Source organism: Streptomyces sp. NBC_00193 (assembly GCF_026342735.1).
In the GTDB taxonomy this organism is placed as follows: Bacteria; Actinomycetota; Actinomycetes; order Streptomycetales; family Streptomycetaceae; genus Streptomyces; species Streptomyces stoeckheimensis.
In genome coordinates this window covers 6057997-6074264 of sequence record NZ_JAPEMM010000001.1, presented here as the reverse complement: position 1 = coordinate 6074264, position 16268 = coordinate 6057997, and the positions used below count along the sequence as shown (strand labels likewise).

15 protein-coding genes are annotated in these 16268 nt (G+C 73.7%); 8 read left to right on the top strand and 7 right to left on the bottom strand.

All coding sequences use genetic code 11. The features are described from left to right. Positions 1 to 33: 33 nt before the first annotated feature. The gene (locus tag OG898_RS27260; RefSeq protein ID WP_266959835.1) at positions 34 to 1335 is read left to right on the top strand and encodes a streptophobe family protein; all 1302 of its coding nucleotides are present in this window, start codon (positions 34 to 36) and stop codon (positions 1333 to 1335) included. Positions 1336 to 1516: 181 nt separating this feature from the next. Next, on the top strand, positions 1517 to 1903 hold the full coding sequence (locus OG898_RS27255; RefSeq protein WP_250738981.1) for a hypothetical protein: 387 nt from the start codon (positions 1517 to 1519) through the stop codon (positions 1901 to 1903). A gap of 27 nt (positions 1904 to 1930) precedes the next feature. Here OG898_RS27255 and OG898_RS27250 read toward each other — a convergent pair whose 3' ends face one another. From OG898_RS27250 to OG898_RS27240, 3 genes are read right to left on the bottom strand one after another with little or no spacing between them, the layout of a single operon-like run. Next, positions 1931 to 2929 carry a serine/threonine-protein kinase gene (locus OG898_RS27250; protein ID WP_250738978.1) on the bottom strand — a complete coding sequence of 333 codons (999 nt, stop codon included), beginning with the start codon at positions 2927 to 2929 and terminating at the stop codon, positions 1931 to 1933. Further along, complete coding sequence (locus tag OG898_RS27245) at positions 2929 to 3546, bottom strand: hypothetical protein (RefSeq protein ID WP_250738977.1); 618 nt, start codon at positions 3544 to 3546, stop codon at positions 2929 to 2931. The genes OG898_RS27250 and OG898_RS27245 overlap by 1 nt, the downstream gene beginning before the upstream one ends. Positions 3547 to 3551: 5 nt before the next feature. Next, a complete protein-coding gene (locus OG898_RS27240; protein WP_266959810.1) occupies positions 3552 to 5897 on the bottom strand; it encodes an FHA domain-containing protein in 2346 nt (781 codons plus the stop codon). 169 nt (positions 5898 to 6066) lie between these two features. On the opposite strand from OG898_RS27240, the gene OG898_RS27235 reads away from it, so the two are divergent. The 5 genes from OG898_RS27235 to OG898_RS27215 all read left to right on the top strand — a co-directional run bounded on the left by OG898_RS27235 (position 6067) and on the right by OG898_RS27215 (position 11421). Then, a complete protein-coding gene (locus OG898_RS27235; protein ID WP_266959808.1) occupies positions 6067 to 7122 on the top strand; it encodes a cation diffusion facilitator family transporter in 1056 nt (351 codons plus the stop codon). Positions 7123 to 7188: 66 nt separating this feature from the next. Then, a complete protein-coding gene (locus tag OG898_RS27230) occupies positions 7189 to 7665 on the top strand; it encodes an NUDIX domain-containing protein (protein WP_250738971.1) in 477 nt (158 codons plus the stop codon). Positions 7666 to 7713: 48 nt separating this feature from the next. Then, a complete protein-coding gene (locus OG898_RS27225) occupies positions 7714 to 8970 on the top strand; it encodes a Tm-1-like ATP-binding domain-containing protein (protein ID WP_266960472.1) in 1257 nt (418 codons plus the stop codon). Positions 8971 to 9082: 112 nt separating this feature from the next. Then, a complete protein-coding gene (locus tag OG898_RS27220; protein WP_266959805.1) occupies positions 9083 to 10702 on the top strand; it encodes a serine/threonine-protein kinase in 1620 nt (539 codons plus the stop codon). Next, complete coding sequence (locus OG898_RS27215) at positions 10699 to 11421, top strand: hypothetical protein (protein WP_266959803.1); 723 nt, start codon at positions 10699 to 10701, stop codon at positions 11419 to 11421. The genes OG898_RS27220 and OG898_RS27215 overlap by 4 nt, the downstream gene beginning before the upstream one ends. Here OG898_RS27215 and OG898_RS27210 read toward each other — a convergent pair. Together OG898_RS27210 and OG898_RS27205 are read right to left on the bottom strand one after the other, a co-directional pair. Then, positions 11418 to 11735, bottom strand: coding sequence for a DUF6191 domain-containing protein (locus OG898_RS27210; RefSeq protein ID WP_250738963.1), 318 nt, complete (start codon positions 11733 to 11735; stop codon positions 11418 to 11420). The genes OG898_RS27215 and OG898_RS27210 overlap by 4 nt on opposite strands. A 322-nt stretch (positions 11736 to 12057) precedes the next feature. Beyond that, on the bottom strand, positions 12058 to 13347 hold the full coding sequence (locus OG898_RS27205; protein ID WP_266959802.1) for an ATP-binding protein: 1290 nt from the start codon (positions 13345 to 13347) through the stop codon (positions 12058 to 12060). Positions 13348 to 13541: 194 nt separating this feature from the next. Here OG898_RS27205 and OG898_RS27200 point away from each other — a divergent pair, with 194 nt between their 5' ends. Further along, entirely contained in the window at positions 13542 to 15044 is a 1503-nt protein-coding gene (locus tag OG898_RS27200) for a hypothetical protein (RefSeq protein ID WP_266959801.1), read from the top strand. Positions 15045 to 15097: 53 nt separating this feature from the next. Here the strand turns inward: OG898_RS27200 and OG898_RS27195 are convergent, their stop codons facing one another. Both OG898_RS27195 and OG898_RS27190 read right to left on the bottom strand, forming a co-directional pair. Beyond that, complete coding sequence (locus OG898_RS27195; RefSeq protein ID WP_266959799.1) at positions 15098 to 15499, bottom strand: hypothetical protein; 402 nt, start codon at positions 15497 to 15499, stop codon at positions 15098 to 15100. Between the two features lie 53 nt (positions 15500 to 15552). Next, positions 15553 to 16152, bottom strand: a complete 600-nt coding sequence (locus tag OG898_RS27190) for a hypothetical protein (RefSeq protein ID WP_266959797.1) — start codon at positions 16150 to 16152, stop codon at positions 15553 to 15555. Positions 16153 to 16268 lie beyond the last annotated feature (116 nt).

Here is a 16268-nt window from a genome sequence, read left to right as displayed (position 1 = left end):
GTGGCCGCAAGCGGAGCTGCCTACGGTGGCAGGGTGAGTCCTCCAACGGCACCGGCCGCGCGAGCCTGGCGCGACGCCCTCGTCGCGGTCCTCGCGAGCTTCGCGGTGATGGCCGTCGTCGGCGCCGCGGGGCTCGCCCTCGCCGGCGCCGGCGATCTGCCCGGCGGCGCGTTCCCGCACGTCGTGGCCGCCGTCGTGCTGATGGCCGCGGGCGGGTCGGTCGACGTGACGGGCGGGGCCGGCTTCCTGGCCGGGGCCGACGCGAGCCTGTCCGTACTCCCCCTCTCCGTCAGCCTGGCCGGCGCGCTGACCGCCGGCTGGCTCTTCCTGCGCCCCCTGCACAACCGTGCAGTGGCGGGCGTGCGCGAACTCCTCGCCCGCGCCGTCCCCTTGGTGCTCCTCTGGCTGGTGGCGCTGACCGGAGTCGCCCTGCTGTCCCGCCAGGACTTCGCGGTCTCCACCGGCGACTCGGTCCTCGGCGACATCGGCGAAGTCCTCGACGCAGGCCCGAAGGTGGGCTTCGAGGCCGCGATCCCCGCCAGCCTCGGCTACGGACTGCTGTGGATCCTGGGCCTGTTGCTGGTCTCCCTGCTGGTGTCCCGGCGCGCACCGCTCCCGACGGGGCTGGTCCGCTTCCACGCGGCGGTGCGGCCCGCGGCCTTCGCCGTGGTCGCCCTGCTCCTCGCGTACGTCGTCCTCGGGATCGTCGTCGGCCTGGTCGTGGCGGGGACCCAGGGGCATGCGGACCGCACCCTGGCCGTGATCCTGCTGGGCCTGCCCAACCTGGTCTGGCCCGCCCTGACCCTCGGCTTCGGCGGGGCCTGGGAGGGCAAGGCCGAGGGGCCGTTCGGGCTGCCCGTACCACAGGTCCTGGACGAGGTGCTGCGCGTCACCGGCCGGGGCTCCGGCACGGCCTCGGACCTGTCCACCATCGACGTGGCCTCGCTCGCCGAGCGGGACTCCCGGGCGTGGTGGCTCGTCGTACTGGCCGTCGTCCTGCTGCTCGCCGCCGGGGCCCTGGCCGCCGCCCGCTCGCCCGCGCACGTCCGCCCCTGGCAGCACGCCCTCCACCTGGCCGTCGCCCTGGCCCTGGCCACCCTGGTGGTCTGCCTGCTGGCCCGGATCCAGGCACAGTTCGGCCTCACCCTGCTGGGCCTCGGCGACGTCGACGACCTCAGCGGCAACGTGGAGCTGCGCCCGCTGCTCTGGCGCACGGTCGGGCTCGCCTTCCTCGCGGGCGCCGTGGCGGGTTTCCTGGGCGCCCTGTTCCCCCGCCGCCGGGGCGGACCCGGCCGCCGGACCCCCTCCGGGCCGGCCGGCCCCGCCGCCCGCTGACGCGCTGACCCGCCGGCCCGCTGACCCGCTGGCCCGCCGGCCCGCAGACCCACTGCCCCCTTGACCCGCAGACCAGGCCGCACGCACCGGCCGCCCACCCCGGCCACCCGTTGCGCCGTTCGAGTGAACAGGCGCATATCGGCTCATCGGGGGATCGTTTCCGCATGACACGCTCGTCTCCGTGAACATGACCAAAGGCCTGTTCCGGCCGCTTCACGCCGCTGGCCTGATCGCCCTCTCCGCACTGGCCCTGACCCTCTCCACCGCCCTGCCCACGCAGGCGACCGGCCCCGGCGCCCGCCACCTCTCCGGCGACACCGGCCGCAAGGACTCCTCCGCGCAGGCGGTGTCCGTCAGCAGGGTGTTCTGCCCGCGCGGCACGGCCGTGCAGTCCGGCGGGTACTCCACCACCCACTGGGACCACGGCCGCGACGGCACCCTCCGGCACACCGTCCTGGCCTCCCACCCCGTCGTCGACGCGAACGGCCGCAAGGGCTGGTACGCCTCGGCCGCACACGCCGAGGTCACGGCCCACGTCGTGTGCGCGCCCTCCCCCGACCAGGACTAGGACCGGGGACCAGGGCCGGAACGAGGGCTAGAACACCGGCAGAGCCCACCTGGGCGGCGGTGGCGGCGGCCCGTCGGAGGCCGCCCGGACCGGCGCACGGTCGGGTGCACGGACGAACGCCGCCACCCCGGGGCCCCCGCCCTCCCCCGCACCCGCTTGCCGCAGCGCCCCCGTGAACTCCAGGCAGCTCCCCCACCGGTCCTCGGGCGCCTTCGCGAGGGCCCGGGCCAGCACCTCGTCCACCCCCGGCGGGAGGCCTTCCCGCCGCGTGGACACCGCCGGCGGCGGATCGTACTGGTGGGCCCAGAGCAGCGCCATGTCGTCGTCGCGCTCGAAGGGCGGGCCGCCGGCCAGGGTCTCGTAGACCACGCACCCCAGGCTGTAGACGTCGCACCGGCCGTCGACCGGCTTCCCGGCGATCTGCTCGGGCGCCACGTAGTCCAGGGTCCCGACGAACTGCCCGACGCTCGTGAACCCAGTCAGCGACAGCGATTTCTTCGTCAGCCCGAAGTCGGTCAGGTAGACGTGCTCGGGGTGTTCGCTGTCGGTGCCGCCCGCGACCAGGATGTTGCCGGGCTTCACGTCCCGGTGGACCAGGTCGTGGGCGTGCGCCGCGTCCAGGGCCGAGGCGACCTGGCCGGCGATCCGGGCCGCCGCCTCCACGGGCAGCGGGCCCGTCCGGTCCAGCATGGCCCGCAGGTCCTGGCCGGGCACGTACCGCATGGCGATGTACAGCATCCCGTCGGTCTCCCCCGCCTCGAAGACGGGCACGATGTGCGGGTGGTCGATGGCCGCCGCCACCTTCGACTCGTGCGCGAACCGCTTCCGGAAGACGTCGTTGCGCGCCAGTTCGGGCGCGAGGAGCTTCAGCGCGACCGTCCGGTCCAGCCGTACGTCGTGCGCGCGGTAGACGACCGCCATCCCCCCTCGTCCGATCTCGGCCTCCACCACGTACCCGGCGATCCGCCGCCCCCGCAGGTCGGACTCCCGCCCGCGGAACGGCTCCGCAGCCGGATCGGAGCCCATCAGCCCGCCTCCGGCCGGGGCAGCTCCACGATCTTCGTGGGCTCGTGCGGAACATCTCGTACGTCGCCACGGCCCTCGGTGTCGGCTTCCGGCGGCGGCGTCTGCGGTGCGGGCGGGGCACCGGGTCCCGCGACGACCGCGTAGGTGGCCAGGCGGCTCCCGTCCCCGTACATCCACCGTCCCGCCGTCTCGTCGTAGAGCCACACGGACTCCCCGTCGACGACGACGCCGACGCGCAGTCCCCGCAGGGACCGCCGGAAGGATTCGGGGTCGAGCCGCCCGGAGGCGAGGTCGGTGACGGCCCGCCGGTAGCGTTCCAGTTCCTCGGCGCACCGCGTGAGCAGCGGCTGCGGGTCCTCGACGCGCGTCAGCGGGCGCCCGCCGGTCGGCGGGGGCTGCGGCACGGCGAGGAGCAGGCGTCCGTCGACCCAGGCGGACCATCCGTTGGCGCACAGGATCTCCCCCCATTCCCCGCGCCGGGACAGCAGCCGCACGGGGAGGAAGGCGTCGAGCGCCGCCGTCGGGCGGGACAGGTCCGGGGTCTCCCATGCGGGGAGTCCGTCCTGCGGAACGATGTGGGTGGGCCGGAAGTCCGCGGCTTGGCCGGGGCTGGTCATCGCGGCTACTTCCGCATGATGGCCGGCTCGTGGCGGCGCAGCACCCGGCCCACGAGTACGCCGAACAGCACGGCCAGTCCGACGAGCGCCGCCACCTCCGTGATCCACAGGCGGGGCTCGTGGTCGAACATCGGGTCCTGGGTGATCTTGCCGGGCACGATGGCGCCGAGGTCGATGGTGGCCGCCATCGCTCCCATGGCCCAGCGAGCCGGAACGAACCAGGCGAACTGTTCGATGACGGGGACCCCGGTGAGTTTCAGCAGGGAGCCGCAGAAGACGACCTGCACGATGGTGAGCAGGACCAGCAGCGGCATGGTGACCTCTTCCTTGGACACCAGGGCGGAGATCAGCAGTCCGAGCACCATGGCGGTGACGGACAGCAGGGCGACGACGAGGGTGATCTCGATGAGCGGGGGCAGGAAGAGGCCCTTGCCGCCGGGGGCGTTGGTCTTGACCCCGGCGAGGCCCACGAGGGTGAGGACCACTGCCTGGCCGATGGTGATGGCACCGAGGACCACCACCTTGGACATCAGGTAGGCCGACCGGGAGAGCCCCACGGCGCGTTCGCGCTGGTAGATGACGCGTTCCTTGACCAGTTCGCGGACGGCGTTGGCGGCTCCGGTCAGGACCCCGCCCACGCAGAGGATGAACAGGGCGTTGAGCGCCGTCTCCGCGGTGAGTTCGCTGCCGGCCAGGGCCCGGGCCATGGCTCCCATGACGAACGGCAGGGCGACCATGATGATCAGGAAGGTGCGGTCGGCGCTGAGCACGGCGGCGTACCGGCGGATCAGGGTGGAGAGCTGCGAACCCCAGCTCTGCGCCTTGGGCGGCGGCTTGGGCGCCACGCCCGCGGCCCGGCCGCCGTCGCCCGCGAGCGGGACCCGGCCGGCGACGTCGACGTAGCGGCGGTGCAGCGGCGAGGCGCGGTGCTCCCCGGCCCAGTCGCGCTCGCGCTCGTTCTCGAAGGCTTCGAAGGCCTCGGGCCACTGCTCGAAGCCGAAGAAGCCGAGCGCCTCGTCCGGAGGCCCGTAGTACGCGATGCGGCCGCCGGGAGCGAGGACCAGGAGGCGGTCGCAGACGCTCAGGTTGAGCACGCTGTGGGTGACGACGATGACCGTGCGGCCGTCGTCGGCGAGGCCGCGCAGCATGTTCATCACCGAGCGGTCCATGCCCGGGTCGAGCCCGGAGGTGGGTTCGTCCAGGAAGAGCAGGGAGGGCTTGGTCAGCAGCTCCAGGGCGACGGAGACGCGCTTGCGCTGGCCGCCGGAGAGGCTGTGGATGGGCTGGTCGGCGCGCTGCTGGAGGCCGAGCTCGCCGATCACCTCGTCGACCCGGGCCTCGCGTTCGGCCTTGGCGGTGTCCTGCGGGAAGCGCAGCTCGGCGGCGTAGGCGAGGGCGCGGCGCACGGTGAGCTGGGCGTGCAGGATGTCGTCCTGCGGGACGAGGCCGATGCGGCTGCGCAGCTCGGCGTAGTCCCGGTAGAGGTCGCGGCCGTCGTAGAGGACGGTGCCGTGGTCGGCCGGGCGCAGGCCGGTCAGCGCGCCGAGCAGGGTGGACTTGCCGGCGCCGCTGGGGCCGACCACCGCGAGCAGGGTGGTGGCACCGACGGGGAAGGAGACGCCGTCGAGGAGGGTCTTGCGGCCGTTGTCGACGGCCACGCGCAGGTCCTGGACGTCGAGGGAGACCTCGCCGGTGTCCACGTACTCCTGGAGCTGGTCGCCGACCAGGCAGAAGGCGGAGTGGCCGATGCCGACGATGTCGCCCTCGCCGATGCCTGCGGCTCCGGTGAGGCGGGCGCCGTTGAGGTACGTGCCGTTGTGGCTGCCGAGGTCCGCGATCTCGTACCTGCCGTCGGGGCGGGCGCGCAGTTCGGCGTGGTGGCGGGAGACGACGAGGTCGTCGATGACGAAGTCGTTGTCGGCGGCGCGGCCGATGCGGACGGCGGCCTGGGGGGCCAGCGGGCGGACCGAGGTCGGCCGCCGGAAGGTGCTGGTCATGTCCGGGCGGGAGACCGAGGAGGGCCGGGCGGCGGCGGGTTCGGCGAAGCGGACGCGCGGTCCGTCGGCGGCGCTGCCGAAGCGCAGTTCGCTGCCGACGCCGACCGCCCACTCGCGGACGCGGTGGCCGTCGACCCACGTTCCGTTGGTGCTGTCCTCGTCCTCCAGCGTCCAGTGGTCGCCGTCCGGACGCAGGATCGCGTGGTGCCAGGAGACGCGGGCGTCGTCGAGGCAGATCTCGCAGAGGGGGTCCCGCCCGACGTGGTACGTCCGGCGGGGGCTCATCGCGGTGGAACCCCTGTCCGTTTCCAGGAGGAGCTCTGGCGCGGTCGGCACACCGGGGCGCTGGGCCATGGGGCGATTTTCCCACGATCCGGCGCGCCCGGCATAACCGCAGGTCAGACCGGCGTTATGGGTAATGACAACGGTCCCCGTTGCAGCCTTTGCCCATCGCGTCGAGGTGCGCTTCACTTCAGGCGAAGCGGAACGCGCGAGCGATTCGCCACGACTCACGGGGGACACCATGAGCGCGCACGATCACGCGCCCCACGAGCACGACACCGTCGCCACCGCCGGTCACGAAGGCCACGAGGGCCACGGGGGTCACGGTCACGCGGGACACAGCCACGGGGTCGCCGCCGACGCGGACCGCCGCTGGCTCGGCATCGCCCTCGGCCTGATCACGGGCTTCATGGCCATCGAGGTGGTCATCGGCGTCCTGGCGCACTCCCTGGCCCTGATCTCCGACGCCGCGCACATGCTGACGGACGCCGTCTCGATCGTCCTCGCGCTGATCGCGATGCGGCTGGCCGCCCGGCCGGCGCGCGGTGGTTTCACGTACGGCCTCAAGCGCGCGGAGATACTCTCCGCGCAGGCCAACGGCCTCACCCTGCTGCTCCTGGCGGTCTGGCTGGCGTACGAGGCCGTACGACGGCTGCTGGATCCGCCGCCCGTGGAGGGCGGGCTGGTGCTGGTGACGGCGCTGGCGGGCATCGTCGTCAACATCGCGGCGGCCTGGTGCATCTCGAAGGCGAACCGCACCTCCCTGGCCGTCGAGGGCGCCTACCAGCACATCCTCAACGACCTGTTCGCCTTCATCGGCACCGCCGTCGCCGGTCTCGTCGTGCTCACCACCGGGTTCCGGCAGGCCGACACCATCGCCTCGCTCGTCGTGGTCGTCCTGATGGTCAAGGCGGGCTACGGGCTGGTCCGCGAGTCCGGCCGGATCCTGCTGGAGGCCGCCCCGGCCCACGTGGACCCGGACACGGTCGGCGACCGCCTGGTCGGCCAGCCCCCGGTCACGGAGGTCCACGACCTGCACATCTGGACCATCACCTCCGGGCAGGCCGCGCTCTCCGCGCACGTGCTGGTGGCCCCGGAGGGCGACTGCCACGCCGTACGCCGGGACCTGGAGGCCCTGCTCGCGAAGGAGTACGGGATCACGCACACCACCCTCCAGGTGGACCACGCCCAGGACTCCCTCCTCACGGTCGGCCGCCCCGGCGAGGACCGGGCCGCCGACACGCACTGCGCGGACGCCCACGGCCCGGTCCACCGCCAGGGCCCGCACGACCACTGAGCCCCGGCCCGGGCCGCTGCCCGAGCCGCTGCCTGAGCCGCGCCCGGACGGGGTAGGGATGGGCCCATGACCGCGAAGCGCAGCGCCGGACTGCTCCTGTTCCGCCCGCACCCCGGAGCCGGGGTGGAGATCCTGCTCGGCCATATGGGCGGCCCGCTCTGGGAGCGTCGCGACGCGGGGGCCTGGGCGATCCCCAAGGGCGAGTACGGGCCCGAGGAGGCCCCGCTGGACGCCGCCCGCCGGGAGTTCACCGAGGAGGTCGGCCTGCCCCCGCCGGAGGGTCCGTACCTGCCGCTGGGCGAGGTACGGATGATCGGCGGGAAGCTCGTGACCATCTGGGCGGTGCGCGCGGACCTGGATCCGGCCCTGGCGGTGCACGGCACCTTCACCATGGAGTGGCCGCCGAAGTCGGGGCGGACGCAGGAGTTCCCCGAGCTGGACCGGGTCGAGTGGTTCGCTCCCGAAGTGGCCAGAACCAAGCTGGTGGTGTCTCAGATCCCTTTCGTGGAACGGCTGTTGGACCTCCTGGCGCACGAGGGTTGACCCGACCTTTACTTGCCAACAAACCCCACCTGCATGGACATTGCACGTATGGCGAACGTCGTGCTGGTGGGAACCCTGGACACCAAGGGTGTGGAGTACGGCTGGTTGCGCGAGAGGCTGCTGCGCACCGGCGTCGAAGTGATCACGGTCGACACAGGAATCATGAACGAGCCCCGGGTGCCCGCCGACGTACCGCGCGAAGCGGTTGCGCGGGCCGCGGGAACGGAACTGTCCGAACTGCGCGCGGCCGCCGACCGGGGTGCGGCCGTGACCACGATGGCCCGGGGCGCGGAAGCGACCCTCTTACGCCTGCACGCCGAGGGCCGGCTGCACGGAGTCCTCGCGATCGGGGGCAGCGGCGGGACCTCCATCGCCACTCGGGCGATGCGCGCCCTGCCGCTCGGCGTTCCGAAGGTGATGGTCTCCTCCATGGCGTCCGGGGACGTGGCCCCGTACGTCGGATCGGCGGACATCACGATGATGTACAGCGTCGTGGACATCGCGGGGATCAACAGCATCTCGGCGCCGGTCCTGGCCAATGCCGTCGCGGCCGTGGCCGGGATGGCCGAGTCCTTCGCGCGCTCCGCCCTGGAGTTGCACCGGCCGGCCCTGCTGGGCTCGGGGCCCCTGCCGCTGATCGCGGCGAGCATGGCGGGCGTGACCACGATCGGCGTGGACGCGGCCCGGGAACGGCTGACCGAACTGGGCTACGAGGTGCTGGTCTTCCACGTCAGCGGCACCGGCGGCCGGACCCTGGAGACCCTGGCCGGCCAGGGGATCTTCGCGGGCGTCCTCGACCTCACCCTCAGCGAGCTCGCCGACGACCTGTGCGGCGGCATCCTGACCGCCGGGCCCGACCGGCTCAGCGCCGCCGGGCGGGCCGGGATCCCGCAGGTGGTGAGCCTGGGGGCGCTGGACATGGTGAAGTTCGGACCGATGGAGAGCCTGCCCGAACGGGTCCGGTACCGCCGGGTCCGCGTCCACAACCCCTCGATCACGGTGATCCGTACGACCGAGGCCGAGTGCGCCGAACTCGGCCGCCGGGTCGCCGCCAAACTCCGTGCGGCCACCGGCCCCACGGCCGTCTGCGTGCCCCTGCGCGGACTGTCCACGCTCGGCGCCCCCGGCGGGCCCTACCACGACCCCGACGCCGACGGGGCACTGTTCTCGGCACTGCGCGACGGGCTGCGGGGCAGCGCCGCCCGGATCCACGACTACGACACGCACATCAACGATCCGGAGTTCGGACGGGCGGCGGCCGACCGGCTGCATTCCATGATCGGGGCGCGGGCAGCGGCGGCCTGACGCCCGGCCCCTGGGCAGGGAACCGGCCGTGGCGGAAATGTGTCCCAGATGATGGCCGGTCCCTGGAACGACCGGCTCCGGGGCGCGGTCACGCCACGGCAAGGGGGAAGGCATGAACGGCGTGTGGTCGGTTCCCGGTTACTCGCAGGTCCGCGAGCTCGGTTCGGGCGCCAGCGGCCGCGTGGTCCTCGCGGTCCACGAGGGCACCGGCACGGCCGTCGCGGTGAAGTACCTGAACGACCGGATGCTCGAGAACCCGGTCTTCGTCCGGGAGTTCCGGGCCGAGGCCCAGCTGCTCGGCGCCCTGCGCTCCCCCTACGTGGTCGGGCTGTACGAGTACGTCGAGGCGCCCGGCGGCGCCGCGATCGTCATGGAGCTCGTCGACGGCATCCCGCTGAACGCCCTGCTCAAGCAGTGCGGGCGGACCGGACCGGAAGCGGCACTGGTGCTGCTGAAGGGCTCCCTGCTGGGGCTGGCCGACGCCCACCGGGCCGGTGTGGTCCACCGGGACTACAAGCCGGCGAACGTCCTGGTCGCGGCCGACGGGACCTCCAAGCTGGTGGACTTCGGGATCGCCACCCCCCTGGGCACGACGCCCGGGGCGGCGGGCACCCCCGCGTACATGGCCCCGGAGCAGTGGCAGGGCCGGCCCGCATCGCCCGAGGCCGACGTGTACGCGGCGACGGCGACCTTCTTCGAATGCCTGACCGGCCGCAAGCCGTACGACGGGCAGAACTTCGCGGAGCTAGCGGTCCAGCACATCGAGGCCCCGGTCCCGGAGACCGAGGCGCCCGAGCCGGTGCGCCCGCTGATCCGTCGGGGCCTGGCGAAGGCCCCCGAACAACGGCCCGAGAACGCCGAGGCGTTCGTGGCGGAGCTGGAGGCGGTGGCCCTGGCGGCGTACGGGCCCCAGTGGGAGGAGCGCGGACAGCGCAAGCTGGCCGCGCTGGCGGCCCTGCTGCCCCTGCTGTTCCCCTCGGCGGGCGCCCCGGCGCAGGGCGCCACCGCCCTGGCCACCACGGTCCTGCCGCCGCCTCCCCCGGGCTGGTCCCCGGGCGGGCGCGGGCTGCTCGCGGCGGGAGCGGCGCTGGTGCTCGGGCTGGTGGCCGTGCTCGGCTACCAGGCGATGGGCTCCGAGCCGGGCGGCGCGATGGCGCTCAACGCCTTCGCGACGTCGAGCGCGTCGGCACCGGGCCCGGTCGGTCCGGCGCCCGGACCGAGCCTTTCCACGTCACCGACGGCCACGGCCACACCGACACCGTCCGCTTCGCCGTCGGCGAGCCCGAGTCCGAGCTACACGACGGCGACCCCCACGCCGACACCGACGCCGAAGCCGAGCTGGACGGTGACCAAGTCCCCGACTCCGTCCGCGACCCCCACACCTACCCCGTCTCCGTCCCCGAAGGTCAAGATCTCCGCGGTGAACGTCACCTCCTTCCGGCAGACGGGCCCGGGTACCACCGAGGCCGGCTTCTCCGTGGAGAGCGACGGCGCGGGCCCGTACACCCTGGTCGTCGAGTGGTTCACCGGTGACGACAAGGGCGCCTTGACCGTGCCCGACGGCCGCGAGACCGTCGCGTTCGGGGCCGGGAGCCCCGGTACCCGAACCCTGGCGCACACCTTCGCGCAGGGCGCCGGCTGCTACTGGAGCGTCCGCGCCACCACGCAGCCGGCCGCCGCCAATCAGAGTTCCGTCCAGAGCATCTACATCCGGGGGTGCAAGCCGGCATGAGCGATCCCCACGCCCCGCAGGGCGACGACGACTACAGCGCCACCGTGCTCGGCAGCCACTGGATCACCGGACCGTCCCGGGGCACGGAGCGGACCGAACGGCTCGGCCTCGCCGCCGGGACCGGCGGGACCGGCGAGACCAGCGGGACCGGTCCGGCCGAACGGACCGGCCCGACCGCACGGTTCGACGTACCGGTCGGGGCCGTGCCCGACCGGGTCGAGGGTTCGGTGCTGCGCTTCGGACCGGGGGTGACGGCCGCGCTCCCCGCACCGTTCCCGCTGTACCCCGCCCCGGCCCCCCGCCGGCGGAGCGAGTGGCGGCGCTACACCCTGGCCGCCGTGGTCCTGATCGGGGTCCTCTGCTACCTGGGCTGGCAGCGCTACGGCCCGGCCCTGGAGGTCCGGGACCTGGTGGTGTCCACCGATGCCGCCGGCGCTGCCGATGCCAAGGGGCCCGGCTGCGACGGGACCGCCGACGTGGTGGCCGTCGTACGGACCAACGGGCGGCCGGGGGTCCTCACGTACCGCTGGCTGCGCAGTGACGGCACGCGCTCCGAGCAGCTCAGGGAGCGGGTGCCGAGCGGCCGGAAGGAGGCCCGGCTGCACCTGCTGTGGACCTTCCAGGGCGCGGGCACCTACCCCGCGAAGGCCGAGCTCGAGCTCGTCTCGCCCGTACGGCGCACGGCCGCGGCGGAGTTCACGTACCGCTGCCGTCCCTAGGAGCCGGGGGCGGGCAGCCGGATCACCGCGCGCCCGCCGTCGAGGTCCACGCGGGAGCGCGGCGGGGCGCCGTCCTCCTCGTCGTCGCGCATGATCAGCGCGCTCTGCCGCTCCTTGAGCTCGTTCTGCTTGCCGGGCGAGAAGCTCGCGTGCAGCTGCTCGAAGCCCGTCGAGGACATCTGTCCCTTGCGGCCGTTCCAGCGCCAGGGCAGCAGGCCGGCACGGCCCGCGCGCTCCAGCGCGAGGTCGAGGAAGGCGATGGCCGTGAGCAGCAGCGCGAGCCCGGGGAGGGTCATGAAGACGACGAAGGCCATGGATGGACCCTAACCCCGGTCCTCCTTTCGGCCAACGGCCCGGGCCCGCCGAGCGGTCCTTCCGGCCGGGTCGATCGTGGCCGTGCGGCCGAGGCGCCGCCACCCCTGCCCCTGGTTGACTCGAACGTGTCGGCGAGGGCATCAGGGATGCGGCCCTCACGACACGTTTACTGCCACGTTCCAGCCGGCGACACACCCCAACGGAACGTGGCCGTCCCGCACGGATGCCAAGTCCGCGCGGGAGGCCCGCAGCCGCTTTGGGGAGTGGCTGCGGGCCATCTTGCCCACCCGTCCGTGGCGGGCAGTTCAGGCCGCCCCTTCCTCAGAAGCGGGCGTGCGCGGTGATGTCCGCCGCGAACTCTCCCGTCATCGCCGGAGTCACCGTCGGCCGGCACTGTGCCACCGCCGCCAGGTAGTCCTCCGTGCTCGCGCCCAGCTGGGTCGCCGCCGCGCCGCGCGCGCCCACCGCCTCCAGGTCCCGCTCGAAGGACACCTGCGCGGCGATCCGCGCCGCGTGCTCTATGTCGGCCGGGGTGAACAGTTCGCTCGCCTCGACCAGCGCCGCCACGTCCACATCGGGACGGCCCGCCGTGTACCGGGCCCAGATCGCGGCGCGGGCTCCCGGGTCCGGGGTGCCGATCGGGATCAGGTAGTCGAAGCGGCCGGGGCGCAGGAAGGCCGGGTCGAGGGAGCGGATGGAGTTGGTCGCGCAGACCAGCAGCCGTTCGTCGCCCTCGCGGAAGCCGGGTATCAGCTTGAGCAGTTCGTTGGTCACGCCGTGGATCCCGCCGGGCTGGGCGGGCTCGGTGCGCACGGGCGCGATCTCCTCGACCTCGTCGATGAAGACGAGCACCCGTTCCAGCTCGGCGATGCGGGCGAACGCGTCGCGCAGCGCGGTCGCGAGGTTGCCCTCGTCGGCGAGGCGGGAGGGCAGCAGTTCCACGAAGGGCCAGCCGAGCCGGGAGGCGATGGCCCGGGCGAAGGTGGTCTTCCCGGTGCCGGGCGGGCCGAAGAGGGTGATGGCGCGCGGCGGCCGCACCCCGTGCGCGGCGGCCCGCTCGGGCTCGGCGAGCGGCAGCACCACGCGCCGCTCGATGAGGTCCTTCTCGGTCTCCATGCCGGCGACCTTGGCCCACAGGTCGCTCGGCAGGAAGCGGCCGCCGAGGTCGTCCAGGAGACCGGCGGCCGGGCCGTGCAGCGGCTCGGTCTTCTCGAAGTAGGCGACGGCGGGCTGCCGGGTGTAGCCGGCGTTGAGCAGTCCCTCTCCGAGCAGGTCCTCCTCGGGCAGGACGTACGCGATGCGCCCGACGCGGGCGGCGATCAGCCGTCGCTCCAGTTCCACGAGCAGCGCGCTGGCCAGGCCGCGGCCGCGCCAGCCGGCGGCGATGGCGATGCGCATGACCCAGGCGCGTTCGCCGGTGACGCAGGCGAGGGCGGCGCCGATGGGGACGCCCTGGTGGACGGCGACCACGCAGGGCTGCCGGTCGGTGAGGGCGCTGATGCATTCGGCGAGTGAGAAGACCGACTCCTGGCCGAGTTCGGCCGTGGTGTCGATCAGATGGACAACGGCCGCGAGATCGCTCTCGCGGTAGTCGTGGATCAGCCAGTTCACCGGGTACCGCCCCTCGTTCGTGCTCCTGCGTGCCTGCTGCGTGCCTGGTGCGCACCTTGCTGCCGCGAGGCTAGGTGCGGGCGGGCCCCTTGATCACGCTCCGTCGTGCACAACAGCCGGTCCGGGAACCCTCCGTATCGTCCATAGACTGGTGTTTTCCGCCCGAACAGCTGCCCGAGGATTCGTACGGTTTCATGAGTTCCCACATATCCACCGGTATCCGACGGCCGTATCTCGTGTGGCTGGTACCGGTCCTCTGGACCCTGTCGCTCGGGATGTGGGGGCTCTCCCGGCAGAACAGCGTGTGGCGGGACGAGGCCGCGACCTGGCAGGTGGCGGAGCGCTCCCCCGGTGAGATCTGGCACCTGCTCGGCAACGTGGACGCCGTCCACGGCCTGTACTACCTGCTGATGCACCTGCTCTTCGAGGTGTTCGGGGCGAGCACGGCCACCCTGCGCCTGCCCTCGGTGCTGGCCGTTGCGGTCGCCGCCGGCTGTGTGGCGCTGATCGGGCGCCGGCTGGCGGGCCCGTGGGCGGGGCTGGGTGGCGGGCTGGCCCTCGGGCTGCTCCCGGCCGTGCAGTTCCAGCTCCAGGAGGGCCGGTCGTACGCGCTGATCGCGGGCGGGGCCGGACTGTCGACCTTGCTGCTCGTCTCGCTGATCGCGGGCACCGGAGGCGGAGCCGGCAGCGGAGCCGGTCCCGGGCGGCGGACCGGGCCGCGCTGGACGGCGTACGGGGCTCTCGTGCTGGTCTGCGCCCTGCTGAACTGGTTCTCCCTGCTGATCCTGCCCGCCCACGCGGTGACGCTGTGGTGGGCGCGGGCCCGGCGCGGTGTCGTGGCGCCCTGGCTGCTCGCCTCGGCGGCGGCCGTGGCGGGGGCGCTGCCGCTGATCCTGTTCAGCCGGACCCAGTCCGGGCAGGTCTCCTGGATCCCGCCGCTGACCTGGCACATGATGATCGGCCCGGGCGTCCTGCTGGCGGTGGGCGCGCTGGGTGCGTGGGCGGACCGCGCGGGCGGGCCGCGCACCGGTCTCCCGGCCCGGCTGACGGCGGCCTCGGTCGGACTGCCGCTGCTGGCGGTGCCCCTGCTGGGGCTGGCCGCCGTCTCCCTGGTCCAGCCGCTGTTCCTGGACCGGTACGTGCTGTTCTCCATGCTGGGTCTGGCCCTGCTGATCGGTGCGGCGCTCGGCGCGGCCGTACGGGCCCTCGCGCCCCGGTACCCGAGGGCGTCGGGCGCACTCGTGCCCGTCGTGGTCGCGGTCTCGGCGGTGGCGCTGCTGCCCGTGGCCCTGGCCGACAGGTCTCCGGCCAGCCGGGTGGACGACGTCCTGGCGGTGGCCGGGGAGGTGTCCGTGCTGAAGCGGGAGGGCGACGCGGTGCTGTTCGTCCCGGCGGCCCGGCGGGACACGGCGCTGGTCTCGCCCGGGGCGTTCGCCGGCCTGAAGGACGTCGCCCTGTCCCGGGGCCCCGCGGAGTCGGGGACCCTGAAGGGCGAGGAGGCCGACCCGGCACGGATCTCGGCGGCCCTGCGGGAGCAGCGGCGGGTCCTCCTGGTGACGGACTCGGGGAAGGGGGCGAAGCCCCCGGGCTCCCCGGCGGACCGGGCGAAGGCGGCGGTCCTGCGGGCGGAGTTCACCGTCGTGGAGGACCGGCAGGTCCGCGGCCGCCGGGTGACGGTGTACGAGCGGCGCGGCTGACGCCGGACGGCACGCCCGGCCCTTCGCGCACGGGCCGGCCCTCCGTCCCCGGGCTAGCCCTCCGCCGGCTTGCGGTCCACCGGGGTGGGGACCTCGACGGGGCCGCCGCCCCGGCGGCGGGGTCCGGACCACGGTGCGGGCACCGCGTCGATGCGGTAGGCCAGGGCGTAGGCCACCGCCTCGTAGTTGACGCGCCAGCCGCGGAAGTGCGGCCAGGCCTGCTCCGGATCGCGCGCCATGGTCACCCCGCGCTCGCGCATCCGTACGACCCCCTCTAGGAACTCCTCGTAGGTCAGCTCGATGGGGTCCTCCGGCAGCGGATCGGGGTCGTAGGCGATGCCCTCCTCGTGGGCCAGGTCGCGCAGGCAGTTGAAGCCCGCGCGCAGGGTCACCCGCATCTGGGTCTGCGGGACCGTCGGGTTGAAGGCCAGCTGGAGCGCGGCGGCGTCCAGCACGGCGAGGAGGCTGACCAGCCAGTTGCGCTCCCAGCTCGGCGAGCGGAAGTGGATCAGCCCGGGTGGTTCGTGTGGCTCTCGCTGACTTCCGCGGACCAGCGCTCCCAGTCGCGGAACAGGTCGGGCAGGGTGTCCACCAGGTCGACCTGGGCGTGGCGGGCCAGCAGCTGCGGCCCCCAGGACGGTACGCCGCCGCGGATGCGCAGCAGGCTGACCTCGGCTTCCCGGCGGGCGTAGGCGGCGTAGAGGGTCGGGAGGCAGCCGATCTGGAGGCCGATGACGATGGGGCCGGTGGCCGCGGCGCAGACGTCCACGGCGGTCAGCTGGCCGCGGTCGACGCCGGCGAAGCCGAGGGTGAGGACGGAGGAGCCGGCTTCGCGCAGGGCGACGGTGAGCGGCATGCCGGAGACTCCGTGTTCCAGGAGCCCGTAGCCGAGGAGGAACAGCAGCAGCCAGATCACCAGCAGGAACAGCATCGCGGCCGGTGCGGCCGGGGCCAGGACGCGGTCCTTGAGCCGTTCGGTGGGCATCCGGTCGGCGACGAACTGGTACGGGGCGCGGATCAGGACGCGCACGACCCGCGGCAGCTTCGAGCGCATGGCCCGGGGCGTCACCAGGGCCTGGGTGACCGATACGAAGGTGCCGAGGACCACGAGGAACCCGACGGCCGAGCTGAGTACCCGAACGCTGCCCCTTCGCCTCGGTGTGATCGGCTTCGCCCGGCCGCCCACGTCCCCGGCCGCCGCAGATCCCCGGCCGCCCGATACCC

Bases quoted from the DNA above. Each gene is read 5' to 3' on its own strand.
- OG898_RS27220 (WP_266959805.1), top strand. From the start codon at position 9,083: ATGAACGGCGTGTGGTCGGTTCCCGGTTACTCGCAGGTCCGCGAGCTC.
- OG898_RS27210 (WP_250738963.1), bottom strand. From the start codon at position 11,735: ATGGCCTTCGTCGTCTTCATGACCCTCCCCGGGCTCGCGCTGCTGCTC.
- OG898_RS27230 (WP_250738971.1), top strand. From the start codon at position 7,189: ATGACCGCGAAGCGCAGCGCCGGACTGCTCCTGTTCCGCCCGCACCCC.
- OG898_RS27250 (WP_250738978.1), bottom strand. From the start codon at position 2,929: ATGGGCTCCGATCCGGCTGCGGAGCCGTTCCGCGGGCGGGAGTCCGAC.
- OG898_RS27235 (WP_266959808.1), top strand. From the start codon at position 6,067: ATGAGCGCGCACGATCACGCGCCCCACGAGCACGACACCGTCGCCACC.
- OG898_RS27225 (WP_266960472.1), top strand. From the start codon at position 7,714: ATGGCGAACGTCGTGCTGGTGGGAACCCTGGACACCAAGGGTGTGGAG.
- OG898_RS27240 (WP_266959810.1), bottom strand. From the start codon at position 5,897: ATGGCCCAGCGCCCCGGTGTGCCGACCGCGCCAGAGCTCCTCCTGGAA.
- OG898_RS27200 (WP_266959801.1), top strand. From the start codon at position 13,542: ATGAGTTCCCACATATCCACCGGTATCCGACGGCCGTATCTCGTGTGG.
- OG898_RS27245 (WP_250738977.1), bottom strand. From the start codon at position 3,546: ATGACCAGCCCCGGCCAAGCCGCGGACTTCCGGCCCACCCACATCGTT.
- OG898_RS27215 (WP_266959803.1), top strand. From the start codon at position 10,699: ATGAGCGATCCCCACGCCCCGCAGGGCGACGACGACTACAGCGCCACC.